This is a genomic window from Flagellimonas oceani, from assembly GCF_011068285.1.
Lineage (GTDB): Bacteria > Bacteroidota > Bacteroidia > Flavobacteriales > Flavobacteriaceae > Flagellimonas > Flagellimonas oceani.
Genome location: NZ_CP049616.1, coordinates 1,284,140 through 1,300,948 on the forward strand (window position 1 = coordinate 1,284,140; position 16,809 = coordinate 1,300,948).

18 protein-coding genes are annotated in these 16,809 nt (G+C 41.3%); 16 read left to right on the forward strand and 2 right to left on the reverse strand.

Annotation, left to right across the window (positions count from 1 at the left end; translation table 11 throughout):
- Nucleotides 1-87: 87 nt before the first annotated feature.
- The gene (locus tag GVT53_RS05885; RefSeq protein ID WP_166247883.1) at nt 88-864 is read right to left on the reverse strand and encodes a hypothetical protein; all 777 of its coding nucleotides are present in this window, start codon (nt 862-864) and stop codon (nt 88-90) included.
- Nucleotides 865-870: 6 nt separating this feature from the next.
- Complete coding sequence (locus GVT53_RS05890; RefSeq protein WP_166247884.1) at nt 871-2,103, reverse strand: hypothetical protein; 1,233 nt, start codon at nt 2,101-2,103, stop codon at nt 871-873.
- Nucleotides 2,104-2,828: 725 nt separating this feature from the next.
- Here GVT53_RS05890 and GVT53_RS05895 point away from each other — a divergent pair.
- From GVT53_RS05895 to GVT53_RS05965, 16 genes are all read left to right on the forward strand, one after another.
- On the forward strand, nt 2,829-4,040 hold the full coding sequence (locus GVT53_RS05895; RefSeq protein ID WP_067035995.1) for a site-specific integrase: 1,212 nt from the start codon (nt 2,829-2,831) through the stop codon (nt 4,038-4,040).
- An 88-nt stretch (nt 4,041-4,128) separates the two neighbouring features.
- Nucleotides 4,129-4,398 carry a helix-turn-helix domain-containing protein gene (locus GVT53_RS05900; protein ID WP_067035991.1) on the forward strand — a complete coding sequence of 90 codons (270 nt, stop codon included), beginning with the start codon at nt 4,129-4,131 and terminating at the stop codon, nt 4,396-4,398.
- A 2-nt stretch (nt 4,399-4,400) separates the two neighbouring features.
- The gene (locus GVT53_RS05905; protein WP_067035988.1) at nt 4,401-4,694 is read left to right on the forward strand and encodes a hypothetical protein; all 294 of its coding nucleotides are present in this window, start codon (nt 4,401-4,403) and stop codon (nt 4,692-4,694) included.
- A 176-nt stretch (nt 4,695-4,870) separates the two neighbouring features.
- A complete protein-coding gene (locus GVT53_RS05910; RefSeq protein ID WP_067035985.1) occupies nt 4,871-5,179 on the forward strand; it encodes a DUF6660 family protein in 309 nt (102 codons plus the stop codon).
- Between the two features lie 117 nt (nt 5,180-5,296).
- Entirely contained in the window at nt 5,297-9,706 is a 4,410-nt protein-coding gene (locus tag GVT53_RS05915) for a CusA/CzcA family heavy metal efflux RND transporter (RefSeq protein WP_067035983.1), read from the forward strand.
- 16 nt (nt 9,707-9,722) lie between these two features.
- Complete coding sequence (locus tag GVT53_RS05920; RefSeq protein ID WP_067036003.1) at nt 9,723-10,982, forward strand: efflux RND transporter periplasmic adaptor subunit; 1,260 nt, start codon at nt 9,723-9,725, stop codon at nt 10,980-10,982.
- 115 nt (nt 10,983-11,097) lie between these two features.
- On the forward strand, nt 11,098-11,436 hold the full coding sequence (locus tag GVT53_RS05925; RefSeq protein WP_067036000.1) for a P-II family nitrogen regulator: 339 nt from the start codon (nt 11,098-11,100) through the stop codon (nt 11,434-11,436).
- Between the two features lie 11 nt (nt 11,437-11,447).
- On the forward strand, nt 11,448-11,870 hold the full coding sequence (locus GVT53_RS05930; protein WP_067035981.1) for a Fur family transcriptional regulator: 423 nt from the start codon (nt 11,448-11,450) through the stop codon (nt 11,868-11,870).
- A 34-nt stretch (nt 11,871-11,904) separates the two neighbouring features.
- A complete protein-coding gene (locus GVT53_RS05935; protein WP_067035978.1) occupies nt 11,905-12,276 on the forward strand; it encodes a SpoIIAA family protein in 372 nt (123 codons plus the stop codon).
- Between the two features lie 27 nt (nt 12,277-12,303).
- Complete coding sequence (locus GVT53_RS05940) at nt 12,304-12,522, forward strand: SHOCT domain-containing protein (protein WP_067035975.1); 219 nt, start codon at nt 12,304-12,306, stop codon at nt 12,520-12,522.
- A gap of 42 nt (nt 12,523-12,564) precedes the next feature.
- Entirely contained in the window at nt 12,565-13,335 is a 771-nt protein-coding gene (locus tag GVT53_RS05945) for an AlbA family DNA-binding domain-containing protein (RefSeq protein ID WP_067035972.1), read from the forward strand.
- Nucleotides 13,336-13,425: 90 nt separating this feature from the next.
- Nucleotides 13,426-13,782 (forward strand): SpoIIAA family protein, encoded by a 357-nt coding sequence (locus tag GVT53_RS05950; RefSeq protein WP_067035997.1) that lies wholly within the window; start codon nt 13,426-13,428, stop codon nt 13,780-13,782.
- 26 nt (nt 13,783-13,808) lie between these two features.
- Nucleotides 13,809-15,797: a heavy metal translocating P-type ATPase gene (locus tag GVT53_RS05955; protein WP_067035970.1), complete on the forward strand. Its 1,989-nt coding sequence runs from the start codon at nt 13,809-13,811 to the stop codon at nt 15,795-15,797.
- Nucleotides 15,798-15,886: 89 nt separating this feature from the next.
- A complete protein-coding gene (locus tag GVT53_RS05960; protein WP_470299724.1) occupies nt 15,887-16,270 on the forward strand; it encodes a Fur family transcriptional regulator in 384 nt (127 codons plus the stop codon).
- 124 nt (nt 16,271-16,394) lie between these two features.
- Complete coding sequence (locus GVT53_RS21150) at nt 16,395-16,523, forward strand: hypothetical protein (protein ID WP_258537667.1); 129 nt, start codon at nt 16,395-16,397, stop codon at nt 16,521-16,523.
- 34 nt (nt 16,524-16,557) lie between these two features.
- Nucleotides 16,558-16,770 (forward strand): hypothetical protein, encoded by a 213-nt coding sequence (locus GVT53_RS05965; protein ID WP_229702480.1) that lies wholly within the window; start codon nt 16,558-16,560, stop codon nt 16,768-16,770.
- Nucleotides 16,771-16,809: the final 39 nt, after the last annotated feature.

Here is a 16,809-nt window from a genome sequence, read left to right on the forward strand (position 1 = left end):
TCCAAGCCGCTTAACTGCCCATTTTTTTGGTGTACGCATTTTAAATTAGCACTTTAACTCGAATTACGTGTGGCTAACTTGTTATGCCTAATCTAGTTTTATGGTTTCTAATTTAAATTTTTCACTTATTTTCAAATCTAAATCTACAATCAGATTGGTCATAGCTCCGTTAATATCTGATAAATTCTCATAACTAAAAACAAGTATATTTCCAGGGTTATAAGTCACGTATTCATTAGAAAAATCCTTTGCAAATTCTTTTGATATTATTCCTCGATTGTGGACAATCAGGTTTCTTTGTTTGATAAACTGTTCAAAATTTTTTTCCGCAATTTCATTTTCAAACAGTTGGATTCCCAGTCTGTCCGAAAAGAATTTTTTTATGTCATTTATACTTCCATAAAAGAGTTTTTCTATATTCTTTTCTGTAATATCATCAATTAAATCCTCCATATTGTTAAAAGAAAAAATATAATCCAATGCTACTTTTTCTTTTGATTTAAGTATCTGAGGTTTGGCTTGTATTACTTCTACAAGAATATCTTTAAAATAGCTTAAGACGTTGTCTGTAATTCTGGTATAGGCCATTTGTCCAAAATATTTTTCATATGATTTTGCTGAAAATATCATATCACTTTTTTCGGATTCAAGAAATTCAATAAGAGTATCATCTCCGTTATTCTCATAAAGAACTTTTAAGAATCCTTTTTTGTCATTTAAATCCTCTTTGCTTGATTCTGAGAATAGAATATAAATTAATAGAAACTCTAAATTGATAGTTTCAATTGAGAATATTCGGAAAGCTTTGGTGCCTTCTTTTAAGATTTTAACTCCAAATTTGTTTATGTAAAATTTATCGGACATTTGGTTTTAAAGTTCAGGTAAATGATATAATTGTACTGCTAATGTTACATATGTTCTAGGGTCACTTTCTATATGAAATCTATAATTTGTCCAACCTTCATTTATCACATCTAATACTCTAACAAAATTAGGATGACCTTTGGCGCTTTCTTCCGTTGCTTTTCTAACTCCAGAAATTATCTGGTTAGGAACAAACATCATTATCGCCGCTTTAGAGTCTCTCCAAGTAAGATAACCTAATATTTGGTCAATTGTTTCTAGAAATCCTTTTGGCCCTTTCCAAATTTTACATTCGCCAATAAAAAGATTAGTGCTTTCGTGTTTTATAGAAATGTCTGTTTTCCCTTTTTTGTTGTATGCTTCACCAGCAACAACACCTTCTATATTTGGTGCTAAAACGAAAATCAGTTGGTCTCTTAATGTTTCTTCACCCTTCCCTTTGTATAATTCGGGATGATGTTCCCAGTTATTCCCGCAGTCCTGTAATAACCCTAGAATATGCATATAATCTTCATCTGTAATAAATCTTTGGTTCGTTACAGTATTGGAAGCACCAACTGGTTTTGGTGAAATTTTCTTTTTTTTTACTATTCTGGGCGATTCGAATGCGGTAGGAACTTCTTTTTTCCTTATTGGATATTTGAATTTAGACTTATAATCATTTGTGTGGTTAATCTTTTGAATTCTTTTCTTGATTTCACCATCAATGAATTTGGGTAATTCTTTATGGTAATATTCATATTCACCTCTGACAACATTTAGTTTTCCTGCAATTGCATTTTTTGTCCTATCAAAATCCGAATCAACTTTTTCGGGTTGGTTATAGATATCAATAAAGCTAACATCTAGCGTATCATTTCTTATTGCTAGTTTTCCATAAATTCCACTGGTTGAATATCCATTGGTTGGAGAAAACCTCAAAAGTCCTACATTCCCATAGATAGGAATATGATATACAACAAGTTTTCTTTTGAATTTTTCGCTCGGATTAGATACATCAAATGTCGATGGGAAATCTCTGCCATAAATTTCTGTTTCTCCAATTTTCATTTCAATCTCTTCCCATATTAAAGTCGGAAATTCGTCAAGGGTATATTTGGATTTAAGATATTTTGAAAATTCTTCTATTGGAACACTGTCAAAATATTCATCTGGTTGTGAATCAATTTCGGCAATTATTTTTCTTACTTGTGCGGTAATTAAATTTCTAAATGGTTCTGAAAAAATTTTATAATTCATTTTAATACAGGTTATTTAAACTGACTCACAACTTAATTTCAACCCAAAATTTGAATGCATTTAACCGTAGTTGGACGTTCTAAACGCAAGTTTGATGTGTTAATTTATATGGTTGTAGATTTGATATATTTTTGGGGGGAGCCTAAAAATAACAATTCTTGTAAAGAAGAAAAGGATTTCTAAATTAAATGTGAGATACCTCTTATTAAAGAAAAAGTATGATATGACTGAAGTTTCATACGTTTTTTCTTAGGTATGAATTATCTATTGTTTTTTTAAGATATTTTATGTCTTTCAAAAGTATTAAAGGTACCCATGTTAAAAAACCCCATCAAAAGACTGATTTTTGGTGTACCCCCCGTCTTTCTCACAGCTTTTGATTCTCATATAGGGCAAACGAAAACCTTATTATAAATGATAAAGATTATAGGGTCGTTAGATTTGTCGGGAAAATATCGGGCATAAAAAAAGCCATTCGACTGATATTCAATTGAATGGCTTCTAATTTAGTAGCGAGAGGGGGACTTGAACCCCCGGCCTCCGGGTTATGAATCCTGAGTCTTTTGAATCCATTTGGGCTTATTTGATTTGATAATCAATTGTTTATAAGATATTTAAGGATGTTCAATTTTTATTCAAAGCCATAAAAATTCATATTAAAACATGATTTGTTGTACATATGTTGTACATAGATTTCGTATCTTTATAAGGCAAAAAATAACACTATGGCGACTGTAAAGATAGTATTACGCAAGAATTATCAGAAGAAGGACGGGACTTTCCCAATTGCCCTACGAATAACAAAAGATAGAAAGTCCAAGTTCCTTTTTACAGGTGAGTACATTCTTGAAAAGGATTGGGACCAAACAAAGGGGTTGGCTAAAAAAAGTCATCCTAATTCTTCACGCCTTAATAACATGCTTTTGAAAAAGATTACTGAAGCGCATGACATGGCTTTGGAAATTGAATCAAGCGAAAAAAAGCAATCTGTAGCTACAATCACTAAAAAGATTGTGGGAGAGGATAAATATGATTTTTTCAAAGTAAGTGAGGTTTTTTTGGCGAATCTCCTAAAAAGAAAAAAGTTCAATCAACAATACAATCAAGAAAAGAGGTTGGAGATTTTTAAAACTTATTTAGGGCGAAAAGAGCTTTCCTTTACCGATTTGGACGTCACCTTATTGAAAAGGTTCGAGGCATATCTTCTTTATGAACGAAAAGTCGCTCCAAGAACGGCGATAAACTATTTAATGCTTATCCGCACCATTTATAATTTTGCCCGAAAGGAATATCATGTTGATGATAGGAACTACCCATTTGGAAAAGGTAAAATACAGATTAAGTTTCCTGAAAGCGAAAAAATCGGATTGAACAAGGAAGAGGTTCAATTACTTGAAACCGCAGACAATTTGACAAAAGCACAGCTTCATGCGGTGTACGTATGGCTAACGAGCTTTTACTTTGCGGGTGTTCGGGTTGCTGATGTCATAAAACTAAAATGGTCCGACTTTAAAGATAATCGCTTATATTATCGTATGGGGAAGAACAGGAAACTTGTCTCATTGGTCGTTCCCGATAAGACCAAAGAAATTCTTAAGTATTTTGAGGCTCAAAAGAGGGGGAAGGATGATTTGGTTTTTCCTTTTTTAAAAGGCACCAATTTGAAAGATGACAAAAGAGTAGCAACTAGGGTTAAAACCGTAACCCGAAATTTAAACCGGCGATTGCAAATCGTTGGAGAAAAACTGGGTATTGAGAAAAAACTATCTATGCATATAGCCCGTCATAGCTTTGGAAACATTTCTGGCGATAAAATACCTATTCAAATGCTTCAAAAACTGTATCGTCATTCTTCGATTACAACAACGGTTAACTATCAATCGAATTTCATGCACAAAGAAACCGATGATGCCTTAGAAAAGGTAGTAAACTTTTAAGAACATCCAGTAGTTCGGGTATTTTGTCGAAAGATTTGAATACAATTGGATTATTAGGGTACCTTGTACTTTTCTATAATTGTATTCGATGCAAGTAGTTTGCCTACAAGAAGAAGCTTTCTATGCCTTGTTTGACAAGGTAGTGGAATATTTAGAGCAAAAAAGAGCTGATAAGCCAGAAAAATGGATTGACGGCGAGGAAGCAATGTTTCATCTCAAAATAAAATCCACCACCACTTTGCAAAAACTGCGGGACGAGGGTAAAATCAGGTTTTCCCAACCTCAAAAGAAAGTAATTCTGTACGATCGGGATTCTATTAATGAATATATCGAGGCACACGTTCGTGAAACTTTTTAGCCATGGAAGAAAATATAAAAATTGATGAGGAGTATAAAAAGGCATTCAATCTTGGATATGAATTGGCGAAAGAGTTGAATCTAAAAACTCCGATGTTCAAAAGTGTCGTGCCGACCGACGATCACATGAATGCTGTGCAAGCAGGAATGATGCAATACAGTAACGAACTAAATAAAAATCTACATAAAGGAAATGTCCAACATCAGGAATCAAATGTAAAACCACAAAATATTGCCAGTGTTCAATCAAACAAGAATAATAAGGATATGGGAAAAGGATTGGACTTTTCCAATTGAGAAGACCATTGCTCAATACCCTTTATCCTGAATTGAAAAATGATGAATCCGTATGGTAGTTGGAATTGGTAAAAAGGTTATTTCTTAAGTTTTGACGCAAAAGCGTAGACTACCAATTCTTCAGTCTTTCCAGTTTTTGCATAGGCGTTGCATCGATTTTTTTATATTTTTGTACCGTGAAATTTTTAACAATCATATTGTCCTTTTACTTTTTGGCGCTCAATGTAGTGCCCTGTGGCGATTCGGGCAAAGCTAAAGATGACGCCCAGGTCGTTTCGGTAATGGACTATGATGGCAATCACGACCAAGATTGTGAGCTGTGTTCACCATTCTGCCAGTGCCATTGTTGCCACGTGCATACAATTGATTTTGATATAGCCGAATTTCAACCGCTTCAATCCGTGATTTCTCAAGAAAACTTTGCCCATTTTGATAGCCTTGGCAAAGATTTTGCCCTTTCCCTTTACCAACCCCCTCAAGTATAATTCAGTTTTTTTAAGGATAGCTCTATCCTATCGTGATGCTTTCAACGTAAGCATCACATTCTAAATGCATTGCATCTCATTGCATTGCGATGTTTAAACTGAATTAATACTTTTTCTATGATTAACAAAATCATTTCATTTTCCATAAACAACAAATTTATAATCGGTTTGTTTATGGTTGCCCTAATAGGCACCGGAATATGGTCTATGGCCACTATAAATCTGGGTTCTGTACCTGATATTACCAACAACCAAGTACAGGTTATTACCGTTGCCCCAAATTTAGGTACTGAAGATATTGAGCAATTCGTGACCTATCCCGTAGAATTGGCAATGGCAAACCTTCCTGACGTTATCGAGCTGCGTTCGGTATCCCGTTTTGGATTGTCAGTTGTTACCATTGTCTTTAAGGATGAAGCAGGTACCTATCTGCCCCGGCAATTGGTGCAGGAGAAATTAGCTGAAGTTGCTGAAGAAATTCCCGAAGGTTTTGGTACACCATTTATGGCACCCATAACTACAGGTTTGGGAGAAATCTTTCAATATACCTTAAAAGTCGAGGAGGGCTACGAAGACAAATACGATGCTATGGAGCTTCGTACCATTCAGGACTGGCTGGTAAAAAGGCAAATGGCCCTAGTGCCCGGCGTAGTGGAAGTAAACGCGTTTGGTGGGTATGTCAAACAGTATGAAGTTGCCCTAAATCCCGATAAGCTAAAGAGCTTTGGCATCACGATGGGCCAGGTATTCGAGGCACTTCAAAAAAATAATGCAAATACCGGAGGTGCCTATATTGAAAAAAATCATCAAGCCAATTTTATTCGGGGCGAAGGACTCGCAAGAAGTCTTGAAGACCTAAAAAATACCGTGGTCACGACTCAAAACGGGACCCCCATACTGGTAAGCGATGTTGCAGAAAAAGTAGGCTATGGCAACCAGGTGCGCTATGGCGCCTTTACACAGGACGGGCACGAAAGCGTGGGCGGGCAGATTTTGATGCTCAAGGGCGAGAGCCCGAGCAATGTCATCGAAAATGTGGAAGGGCGAATCGCTGAAATACAAAAATCACTTCCCGAAGGCGTTACTATAGAACCTTTTCTTTCACGAAGTGAACTTATAGCGCGAACTACCAGTACCGTAAAGAAGAACCTCGTGGAAGGCGCGTTGATCGTGATTTTTGTACTTGTCCTGCTATTGGGTAGTTTTCGTGGGGGCCTTATTACGGCATCGGTCATCCCGCTTTCATTGTTGTTTGCATTCATATTGATGAGGCAGTTCGGCGTTTGGGCAAATCTGATGAGCCTTGGTGCCATCGACTTCGGTATCATTGTAGACGGGGCCGTCATCATTGTGGAAGGTATGGTGCACCATATACAGATGCGGCTGAAAAAATCCAAGGCCGTATTTACGCAAGTAGAGATGGACGAACTGGCCTATGAATCGGGCAGTACAATGATGAACTCGGCCTTTTTCGGTCAATTGATTATCCTGATTGTTTTTACCCCTATCCTCTTCCTTACTGGAATAGAAGGCAAAATGTTCCGTCCAATGGCCTTCACCTTCGGTTTTGCCGTTTTGGGGGCAATTATATTGTGCCTCACCTACGTGCCGATGATTTCCGCCCTGTTCCTACGTCCCGCCAAAAACCCAGACCACTGGTTCGCCAAGTTTGAACATAAGATTGAAGGTTTCAGCGATAAAATTATGGCAACCTTGCACAAGGGGTATCAACCGCTGTTGAATTTTGCTCTACGGTTCAAGGCTGGTGTAGTGTTGGGCGCCGTCGCCCTATTTGCCATTGCGGTATTTATATTCAGTGGTATGGGGGGTGAGTTTATTCCTAAACTCGATGAGGGCGATATAGCGATGCAGGCCCTTATAAAACCTGGAAGCAGCCTAACGGAATCCATTGAAGCTTCCAAAAAACTACAAAACCTGGTAAATGAATTTCCAGAGGTCAAGACAATGATTTCAAGGATTGGAGTTGCCGAAATCCCTACGGATCCGATGCCAATGGATATCGCCGATAGCTATGTTATCCTAGAAAAGGATAAAAGTAAATGGACGAGTGCCGATAGTAAAGAAGAATTGATAGAAAAGATAAAGGAGAAAATATCGGTCATCCCGGGGGTGAACTTCGTGTTCACCCAACCGGTCGAGCTGCGGTTCAACGAGTTGCTAACCGGAGTAAGGGAAGATGTAGCCATAAAACTCTATGGAGAAGATTTGGACATTCTGGCTGAAAAAGCCAACGAAATGGCATCCATAATTCAGACCGTGCCGGGTGCCGGTGATGTAAGGGCAGAGGCCACTAGCGGTTTGCCTCAAATGACCGTTGTCTATAATCGTGCGAAAATGGCACAGTACGGAGTTACAATTGAAAAGCTCAATGATTACGTGAGCGCGGCCTTTGCCGGTGAAGCGGCCAGTGTCATCTTTGAAGGGGAAAAACGGTTTGAAGTGGTAATACGATTGGCGGAAGCCTATCGTAAGAACATTGACAATCTTAAAAACCTGTACATCGATTTACCCAATGGCAACCAAGTTCCATTAAAAGAGGTTGCGGATATTAGTTATAAACCGGGGCCGATGCAGATATCGCGTGATAATACCTATAGAAGGATTTATGTTGGTGTAAACGTTAGGGGCAGGGACGTTAAGTCAATGGTCGAGGAAATACAGGCAAAACTTGATGAACAACTGGAACTGCCTCCTGGGTACTATATTACCTATGGTGGTTCATTTGAGAATTTACAGCGTGCAACAGACCGTCTTATGGTGGTGGTACCCATTGCCCTGGTATTGATTTTTATCCTACTGTACTTTGCCTTGAAATCATTTTCACAATCGGTGATGATATATATGGCAGTACCGTTGGCAGCTATTGGTGGGGTCTTTGCCCTTTGGTTACGTGGTATGCCCTTCAGTATCTCGGCCGGAGTGGGATTCATCGTACTCTTTGGCGTGGCCGTCCTCAATGGACTAGTGCTCATCAACAAATTCAACGATTTAAAAGAAGAAGGAATGACAAATATCAAAAAACGCATCGAAGAGGCCACCCACGAGAGATTGAGGCCAATATTGCTTACGGCTACGGCAGCCATTATGGGTTTTGTGCCAATGGCGGTCTCCACGTCGGGGGGTGCTGAAGTACAAAGACCGTTGGCCACTGTGGTAATTGGCGGTTTGATTACGGCCACCTTGTTGACACTTGTGGTGGTGCCCGTCCTCTACAACTGGCTCGAGAGCAGAAAGCAGCGCAAACAATCCGACAACGGAGATACCGGATATGTAAAGAACAGTCTGCCTATGCTCGGGATTCTACTTGCCGTAAGTGGTTTTTTGTCATCGGGTACGGTGGTTGCCCAAGAACCTGATCCTGTCCAGACCCTTACCCTGCAACAGGCCGTTGACAAAGCCAGGGAGTATTACCCAACCTTAAAACAGGGCGAGGCCTTCATTGCACGGGAGAAGGCCTTAAGGGGCACAAGCTTCGATTTGGGGAACACCCAAGTATTTACCGGTAAGGAAGAAACGGGCAGCGGTGTGCCCGGCGTTCAGACCGTGATTGGTGTTCAACAGGGAAATATCGATCTACTGTCGGGCTTTTCCAAATCCAAGTTTTTCAAGGAAAGGGTAGCCTTGGGAGAAAAACTGTATGAGCTCAGCGAACAGCAATTGGTACGCAATGTGATGCTGGCCTACAACCAGATACAGTACAATACCGCCCAGCTGCGCTTTGCCGAGCGCCTTGACAGCGTCTATACAGACTTTGAATCGGCCGCAAAGCTGCGGTACGATACCGGTGAGACGGGAAAATTGGAATACATTGCGGCCTCTTCGGAATACCAGCAGATACAGGTACTCAGGCAACAGGCCTACGATGATATCGAGATTGCCAAAAGGCAGCTGAAGCAATATCTGGGCATTAATGACCCCATCGACATAGCTGACGAACCTTTTACCGCTTGGGCGGAAAGGTTTCTGGATTCACCCTCGGAGAATATAAATAAGAACCCTTTGTTACAGTTTGCCGAACAGAATGTGGCCGTAAGCGAAGCCAATGTAGAGGTAGAGAGATCACAGTTCCTGCCCAAGTTCAACCTAACCTATGGAAGGCAAACAGTTGACGACGTTTCAGGCTTTAACACCTATCAAGTGGGAATAAGTATTCCCCTGTGGTTCTTACCGCAAAAGAACAGGGTGAAAGCGGCAAAGGCCGATGCGATTTTGGCCGAGAGCCAATACCTTGAACAGAAGGCGATGACCGAAAGCACGTTGGCCCAATTGGTTAAGGCTCTGGAAAAAACCCAAAAAAGTCTTGAGTATTACGAAAAAGGGGCACTGCGGTTGGCCGATGAACAAATTGCCACGGCAGAACTGGCATCCCGGGAAGGCGAGATAGACTATGTAAACTATATCACTATCCTTAATAGTGCCATACGCATAAAACAGAACCACTTACAATTTATAAATCAGTATAACCAGCAGGCCATTGAAATTCAATATCAACTGGGCAACCTATAATTTAAAAGAAAAAGAAATGAAAAATATAGCAATTACATTGACATCAATCCTGGCCTTGACAGCGTTCCTTGTTTCCTGCAACGGTAGGCAAAAGGGAGAATTAGGCCATGATGAGGGCAAAGCGACCACTAAAGAGACGTTACAGGAAGGGGAAGAAGGGCATGGTAATGAGGCCCATGCAGAAGAGGGCGGCCATGAGGAAGAAGAAGGTTCCGTTGAAATTACCCAACAGCAGGCGGAAACCATCGGCCTCGAAATGAAACCTTTGGAAGAACGTAGCCTGGGCAACAACATCAAGGTAACGGGCAGACTCGAACTTTTCCCACAGGACAGGGCCAATATAAGCCCCTTTGTGGGCGGCAATATAAGCTCGGTACTTGTTATAGAGGGTGATAAGGTGCGCAAGGGACAGGTTCTCGCCTATTTGGAACACCCCGATATCATAACGATGCAACAGGAATTTCAGGAGAAAAATGACGAACTGGTCTTTTTGGATCAGGACTACGAACGAAAAAAAACCCTCTATGACAAAGGGGTCTCATCCGGCAAGGAATTTCAGATGGCACAATCCAAATATCGTTCCACGACCTCTTCGGTCAATGCAATGCGGGCAAAACTACGGCTATTGGGCTTTAATGTTGACGAAATCGCCAATGGTAAAATATATCAGGGTGTACCCGTTATAAGTCCCATTAGCGGTTTTGTCGATGAGGTGTTGATAAGCCTTGGCGATTATGTGGCACCACAATCCAAGATGTTTGCCGTAAGCGACAATTCTAAGATACACGTGGATCTAAAGGTATATGAAAAGGACATCCCGAGGGTCAAAGAAGGGCAAAAGATTTTTTTCAGTGTTGCCTCGAGACCAGACGAGCTGCTTACCGCTGAGGTACATTCCATAGGCAAGACCTTCGAGGAAGATCCCAAGGCCGTGCATATCCACGCCCATATAGAAAATCCCGAAAGGGATTTATTGCCTGGTATGTATGTAGAGGGCAGGATTGTACAGGATGAAAAAAACACTCTGGCAGTACCCGAGGAAGCGGTCATCAAAGAGGGTGAAAAGTCGTTCATTTTTGTACTTGACGATGGCGATGCCCAGGAAGAAGGCAAGCTCAAATTTAAAATGGTGCAGGTATCGGTAGGGGTTATCGATTTGGGCTTTGTTTCCATAAATCCCATGGAACCCCTTCAATATGGTTCAAAAGTGGTTATCAATGGGGCCTATACCCTTTCTTCAGAAATGGTGAAAGGCGAATTGGAGCACGGACATTAATTCTCTAAAAAATCAAGGATTTTGATTCCGGGTTTGTTTATCATCTTAATTAGTTAGTTAAAAATTAGAAAACATGCCCGGTTCAAAATCGATTAAAAATTTAAACATTTTAAAAATGAAAGAAATAAAAGCATTTGTTAAACCGAACAGGATACAAAGGGTCATCGAAGCCCTTAGCGATAACGGTTTTAAAAGTATGACGCTTTCACAGGCGGAGGGTACCGGGGCGTTCAAAGCAAAAGGAGCAAGACCCTCCCTTGATTTTAATATAACCGATAGCCCGGTGGTAAAAGTGGAGTTGGTATGTCAAAATGAGGAGGCGCAATCAGCCATAGATATCATATTAGAAAATGGTAAAACGCCCGAACCTGGGGATGGAATCATTTATCTATCCTATATTGAGGATGCCTTTCAGATCAAAACAGGAAAATCCCTTAAACGCTACGATCTTTAACCCCTTTTAAAATGGAAAGAATTGTCAAAAAACTGGAAAGCAAGGGAATACGGCCCACACCGATGCGACTGTTGACCTATAAAAAGTTACTGCAAAGCGAGGTAGCCATCAGTTTGGGAGAGCTAGAGAATTTTTTCGAGAAATCGGAAAGGAGCACCCTTTTCCGGACGATGAAAACATTTGAGGAAAAAAATATTGTACATCAGATAGCGGACGGTACAGGGATTATGAAATATGCACTCTGTGAGGAAAACTGTGGATGTGAGGTGGGCAGCGACCTGCACCTACATTTTCACTGCACCCAGTGTAACGAGACCGTTTGTTTGACCGATCGTAAAATCCCACAGGTAAACCTGCCTCAAGGATATATGGCAGACGATATCAATCTGGTCGTAACGGGAGTATGCAATAAATGCAGTGGCAATTTGGAGTAGCCTTAAAGGCCAATAACATCAAAAGAATACGACGATGATAGCAATCTATAAAAAAGACCAAATCATATATACCATCGCAGATCAAGAAATGGATGCCGATGATGGGGCGACCTTGGTCAAGGCCCTGAATGAACATTTGAAAAGCAATGAACAAGCCGCTTGGTATATGGAAATGGAGCCTCGCAAAAAAGGAGTGAAGAAAAGCAGCGGTGAGAGGTTGGATTTTTCCTTTCCCGAAGAAACACGGCTTAAGAAAATAGCCTTGGTGGGCGAAAAAACTTGGCAAGAACGGTTTACCGAATCGCTATTGCCGTTTAGCGAAGCCCACATAAAATATTTCGGACCTGAAGATGGAAACATGGCCAACAACTGGCTCGAACAAACAAGCAATTTCAATAGTAACTGAAACATGAATCTTTAAATCTAGAAAATTATGATGGACGATTGGTATTTTGGGGGAATGCACTGGATATGGTGGGGGTTATGGATAATCCTCATCTTCTGGATATTTTTAATTCCCTACCCCACACCGGGACAGAAAAGAAAAAGGGACACCGCAATGGAAGCCCTGAGAGAGCGGTACGCCCGGGGCGAAATCGACGAAGAGGAATTTGAAAAACGAAAGACGTTCCTGTTAAAGAACAAAAAATAACAGTGTTTTGCTTTTGACCGAACGACCATAACACCGTTATCTATGCAAAGAAGAAAAATAGGGATATGGCTTTTGGCAGGCTTTGCCTTTGGGGTATTTATACTGCAACCCTTGGGCCTATCCCTTTTTCTCTTTGACCGGTCGGGCGATTCCGGTCACTGGTCAAGCTTTTTTCTTGAAGCCTTCAAAACCGTATGGAACGTTGTCGATGTTGACCAAATTCTTAGAAACCTGTTGTTCGGGACAATGGGAAGCAGCCTTGCCCTGATGGTCTTTTTCAGAAAAAAGATTTTTCAACTGAACAGGCAACGGATGGACAGGCAAACCGTTCTCGAACTCATAAACAAGGGAGAGAGCAGCCGGGTGGAATTCAAGTCAAGCTTGCGATGGGATGTACGGCAGGGCAAGGTAAACAAACAACTTGAGCTTATCATTGCAAAGACCATTGCCGGGTTTATGAACACCGAGGGGGGCAAGTTGCTCATGGGTGTCGATGACGGGGGAACCATTCTGGGCCTGCAACAGGATTTCGATACGCTTAAAAAGCCGGACAGCGATGGCTTTGAGCAGTATTTGATGCAATTGATCGCTCAAAAACTGGGAACCCATCTTTGTACGCTAGTGAACGTAGCATTTTTTGGGTTTGGTCAAAAGCAAGTGTGCTGTATCGAGATTTTACCAGCCCAAATGCCGGTATATGTGAACCTTGAGGGACGGTCACGGTTTTATATACGCACGGGCAATGCCACGCGCGAACTAGATTTGCCCGAAGCCCTGGTGTATATAGGTAAGGAAAAGGCACAGTGCAACTAGAAACAGGAGGTTATTGGGCCATGCAGGAAGGGTTATTGGCACTTCCGTTGCACGTTTGTTTTAATTAGATTGATTAAAAAATATACAAAAATGGTACAGATAATAAACTTAGAACAGGAACATCTTATTGCCGCTAAAATCAGCGGGAAACTTACGGAAAAGGATATGGAAAAGATGCATCCGCTCATCCACAACATCATAGAAAAAGGCCATAAAGTGGATTTCTATATTGAAATGGAAGATTTTGAAGGCTATACCCTTAAAGGCTTTTGGGAAGACCTAAAAATTGATTCGGCACACTTGGGAGATTACGGCAAGATAGCCTTTGTGGGTAACAAAAAATGGCAGGAGTGGGTGGCTAAGGCAACTGATTTTTTCACTAGCTCGGAAGTTAAGTATTTCGATATTTCCGAGAAATCACAAGCCCAAAAGTGGATTAAATCTTAATTAACGATAACAAAACGATTAATAATATGAATGACAAGGAAAAACATAGTAATGACGATGGCCACAATCACGACCACGGTGGCATCTTCGGCAAAAACACCGAACTCTATTTTGCTATATTAAGTGGGGTCACACTAATAACAGGTTTCCTATTGGAGAAATTTACAGGGGTTTCAGAAAACATTCCTTTTGGACTCTATATTGCGGCCTACTTTTTTGGAGGTTATTTTACCCTGAAGGAAGCTATTAGCAAAGTGGCCAAGGGCGAATTTGAAATCGATTTCCTGATGCTGGTCGCGGCTGCGGGGGCGGCCTATCTGGGCGAATGGGCAGAAGGTGCCTTGTTGCTTTTCCTTTTTAGTCTGGGTCACGCATTGGAAAACTATGCAATGGGCAAGGCAAAAAAGTCCATTGCGGCACTGACCGACCTCGCCCCAAAAACAGCCCTTCTCAAGAAAGATGACGATACCGTTGAAGTGGGTATTGAAGAACTACAGGTGGGCGACATCATCGTGGTGCGCCCCAACAGCAAGATATCCGCCGATGGTGTAATTGTAAAAGGTAACAGTAGTGTTGACCAGGCACCCATTACCGGGGAAAGCGTTCCGGTGGACAAAACACCAATAGAAAATCCGGACAAAGAGTATACCTCAAAAAGCAATATTCCCAATGAGAACCGTGTATTTTCAGGAACCATCAATGGCAACAATACCCTTGAAATAAAGGTAATCAAAGAGGCAAAAGATTCTACCCTCAACCGCTTGGTCACTATGGTTCAGGAGGCTCAAGACCAGAAATCGCCCACCCAGTTGTTGACCGACAAGTTTGAGCGGTACTATGTGCCAGCGGTCATTATACTGGTCGTTGCACTGAATTTTGCTTTTTTGGTCATCGATGAACCGTGGAGCGAAAGCCTATACCGTTCCTTGGCGGTATTGGTAGCTGCAAGTCCGTGCGCGCTCGCCATTTCGACGCCATCTGCTGTATTGAGTGGTGTGGCAAGGGCTGCGCGTGGCGGGGTCTTGATAAAAGGCGGTCGCCCATTGGAAGATTTAGGGGTGCTTACCGCATTGGCCTTTGACAAGACAGGAACGCTTACCGAAGGAAAACCAAAGCTTACCGACGTCGAAAGTTTTGGCAGTATAGATAAAAAGGAACTGTTGGAAATCGCGATTGCGGTTGAGGAACTGAGCGACCACCCCCTGGCAAAGGCAGTTGTACGGGACGGAATGGAACGGCTCGGGAAGGACACAAAGATTCCGGATGCCGATGATTTGGAGGCCGTACAGGGCAAGGGCATAAAGGCAAACTATCAAGGGAATTCCATTTACATTGGTAACCTGGAACTCTTCGAGGATATTGATAAGGGCGTACCCGACGATGTATCAGAAAAGGTAAGAGCGCTTGAAGGGGAAGGAAAGACCACGATGCTAATAAAAAGGGGCAATGAATTTATAGGGATGCTGGGGCTGATGGACACCCCACGGGAAAAAGCCAAGGAAACCCTTGCCCAACTAAAGGAAATAGGCATCAAGAAAATGATAATGCTTACGGGCGACAACCAGAAAGTGGCAGATGCCGTAGCCGAGGAAATTGGGTTGACCGAAGCTCGCGGAAGTCTGCTTCCCGAAGAAAAAGTGGAGGCCATCAAAAAACTTGCGGAACAGGAAAATAAACTGGCAATGATAGGTGATGGGGTCAATGATGCCCCTGCTATGGCAAACAGTACCGTTGGTATTGCAATGGGTGCGGCGGGAAGCGACGTGGCTTTAGAAACCGCAGATATAGCACTAATGGCAGACAAACTGGAAACCTTGCCTTTTGCCATCGGTTTAAGCAGAAAAGCGAAGGCGATAATCAAGCAAAACTTATGGGTTAGCTTGGGGGTTGTTGCCCTTTTAATTCCTGCGACAATTATGAGTTGGGCAAGTATAGGGATAGCCGTGGCCATTCACGAGGGCTCTACGTTGGTAGTGGTGGTCAATGCATTGCGTTTGCTCGCCTACAAAAAATAAATTCAATAAAGGAGATTGCCTTTGAATCAAGGTTAAAAATGAACAAAACGGAAAAAATATTGTCGAATTACGGTATTCGCCCTACTCAAATGAGGTCCAAGATATACAGGTATCTGAGAAGGAAGCAAAGTGCCGTGTCCTTTTCCGACTTGAAAAAGGTCTTTGCTGAAAAGAGCGAAACCAATAAGACAGCAAACAGAACGACCTTTTATCGCAACCTTAAGATTTTTGAGGATAAAGGACTTATTCATCAGATAAATGATGGAACCGGAGTGGCAAAATTTGCGATTTCCGGTGAAAATGCAAAAGGTGAATACGGTTCAGATTTACATCTGCACTTTCATTGTACCGAATGTAAGAAAACAATCTGTTTGCCAAATAAAATACCGGAAGAAAGTTTACCAGCTGATTATAAAATAAACGATGTCAACCTGGTATTAAAAGGAATATGCGTGAAATGTAAGAAAAAATAACAGGTGGGAGTTCCAGAACTTTGAACCCTTGCGCCCAAGAGTCAAGTTCAAGGTTCTTCCACCTTATTTAACCAAAAAAATACAACTATAGAAAAATATGATATAACAATTATTGGTTTGTGTTTTGGCGATAATGGAATTCAGGGCAGCGGCAGAGGATATCGCACGGATGCCCCATTGGCATCCCACATTTTCAGAAACCTTTAAGGAAGCCTTTCTGGCCGCTACCGAAGATAGGGCATTGCATATATAAATATTGGGGCAAGTAATACCATATAAAATATAAGATGATGAAGAAAATTCAAAAGCTAACCCAGGAAATCAACGAATTGACAGTAAGGATTGAACACGAATATCCCGAACTCTATCGGTATTTGGATGAGAACCCCATAACGATTCCCGTAGATGATGAAGCAAAACCGACCATTAAATCGTTCGCTGATTATTTGGAGAGCTTAAAATCGATTTTGGAAAAATATATGGAATCCCATAATAAGTAAAGAGTGAAAAGACCAAACGTAGAATTTAATACAGATTAT

Bases quoted from the DNA above. Each gene is read 5' to 3' on its own strand.
- GVT53_RS05955 (WP_067035970.1), top strand. From the start codon at position 13,809: ATGAATGACAAGGAAAAACATAGTAATGACGATGGCCACAATCACGAC.
- GVT53_RS05950 (WP_067035997.1), top strand. From the start codon at position 13,426: ATGGTACAGATAATAAACTTAGAACAGGAACATCTTATTGCCGCTAAA.
- GVT53_RS05940 (WP_067035975.1), top strand. From the start codon at position 12,304: ATGATGGACGATTGGTATTTTGGGGGAATGCACTGGATATGGTGGGGG.
- GVT53_RS05890 (WP_166247884.1), bottom strand. From the start codon at position 2,103: ATGAATTATAAAATTTTTTCAGAACCATTTAGAAATTTAATTACCGCA.
- GVT53_RS05965 (WP_229702480.1), top strand. From the start codon at position 16,558: ATGATGAAGAAAATTCAAAAGCTAACCCAGGAAATCAACGAATTGACA.
- GVT53_RS05920 (WP_067036003.1), top strand. From the start codon at position 9,723: ATGAAAAATATAGCAATTACATTGACATCAATCCTGGCCTTGACAGCG.
- GVT53_RS05945 (WP_067035972.1), top strand. From the start codon at position 12,565: ATGCAAAGAAGAAAAATAGGGATATGGCTTTTGGCAGGCTTTGCCTTT.
- GVT53_RS05935 (WP_067035978.1), top strand. From the start codon at position 11,905: ATGATAGCAATCTATAAAAAAGACCAAATCATATATACCATCGCAGAT.
- GVT53_RS05960 (WP_470299724.1), top strand. From the start codon at position 15,887: ATGAGGTCCAAGATATACAGGTATCTGAGAAGGAAGCAAAGTGCCGTG.
- GVT53_RS05905 (WP_067035988.1), top strand. From the start codon at position 4,401: ATGGAAGAAAATATAAAAATTGATGAGGAGTATAAAAAGGCATTCAAT.
- GVT53_RS05900 (WP_067035991.1), top strand. From the start codon at position 4,129: ATGCAAGTAGTTTGCCTACAAGAAGAAGCTTTCTATGCCTTGTTTGAC.
- GVT53_RS05885 (WP_166247883.1), bottom strand. From the start codon at position 864: ATGTCCGATAAATTTTACATAAACAAATTTGGAGTTAAAATCTTAAAA.
- GVT53_RS05915 (WP_067035983.1), top strand. From the start codon at position 5,297: ATGATTAACAAAATCATTTCATTTTCCATAAACAACAAATTTATAATC.
- GVT53_RS05930 (WP_067035981.1), top strand. From the start codon at position 11,448: ATGGAAAGAATTGTCAAAAAACTGGAAAGCAAGGGAATACGGCCCACA.
- GVT53_RS05895 (WP_067035995.1), top strand. From the start codon at position 2,829: ATGGCGACTGTAAAGATAGTATTACGCAAGAATTATCAGAAGAAGGAC.
- GVT53_RS05925 (WP_067036000.1), top strand. From the start codon at position 11,098: ATGAAAGAAATAAAAGCATTTGTTAAACCGAACAGGATACAAAGGGTC.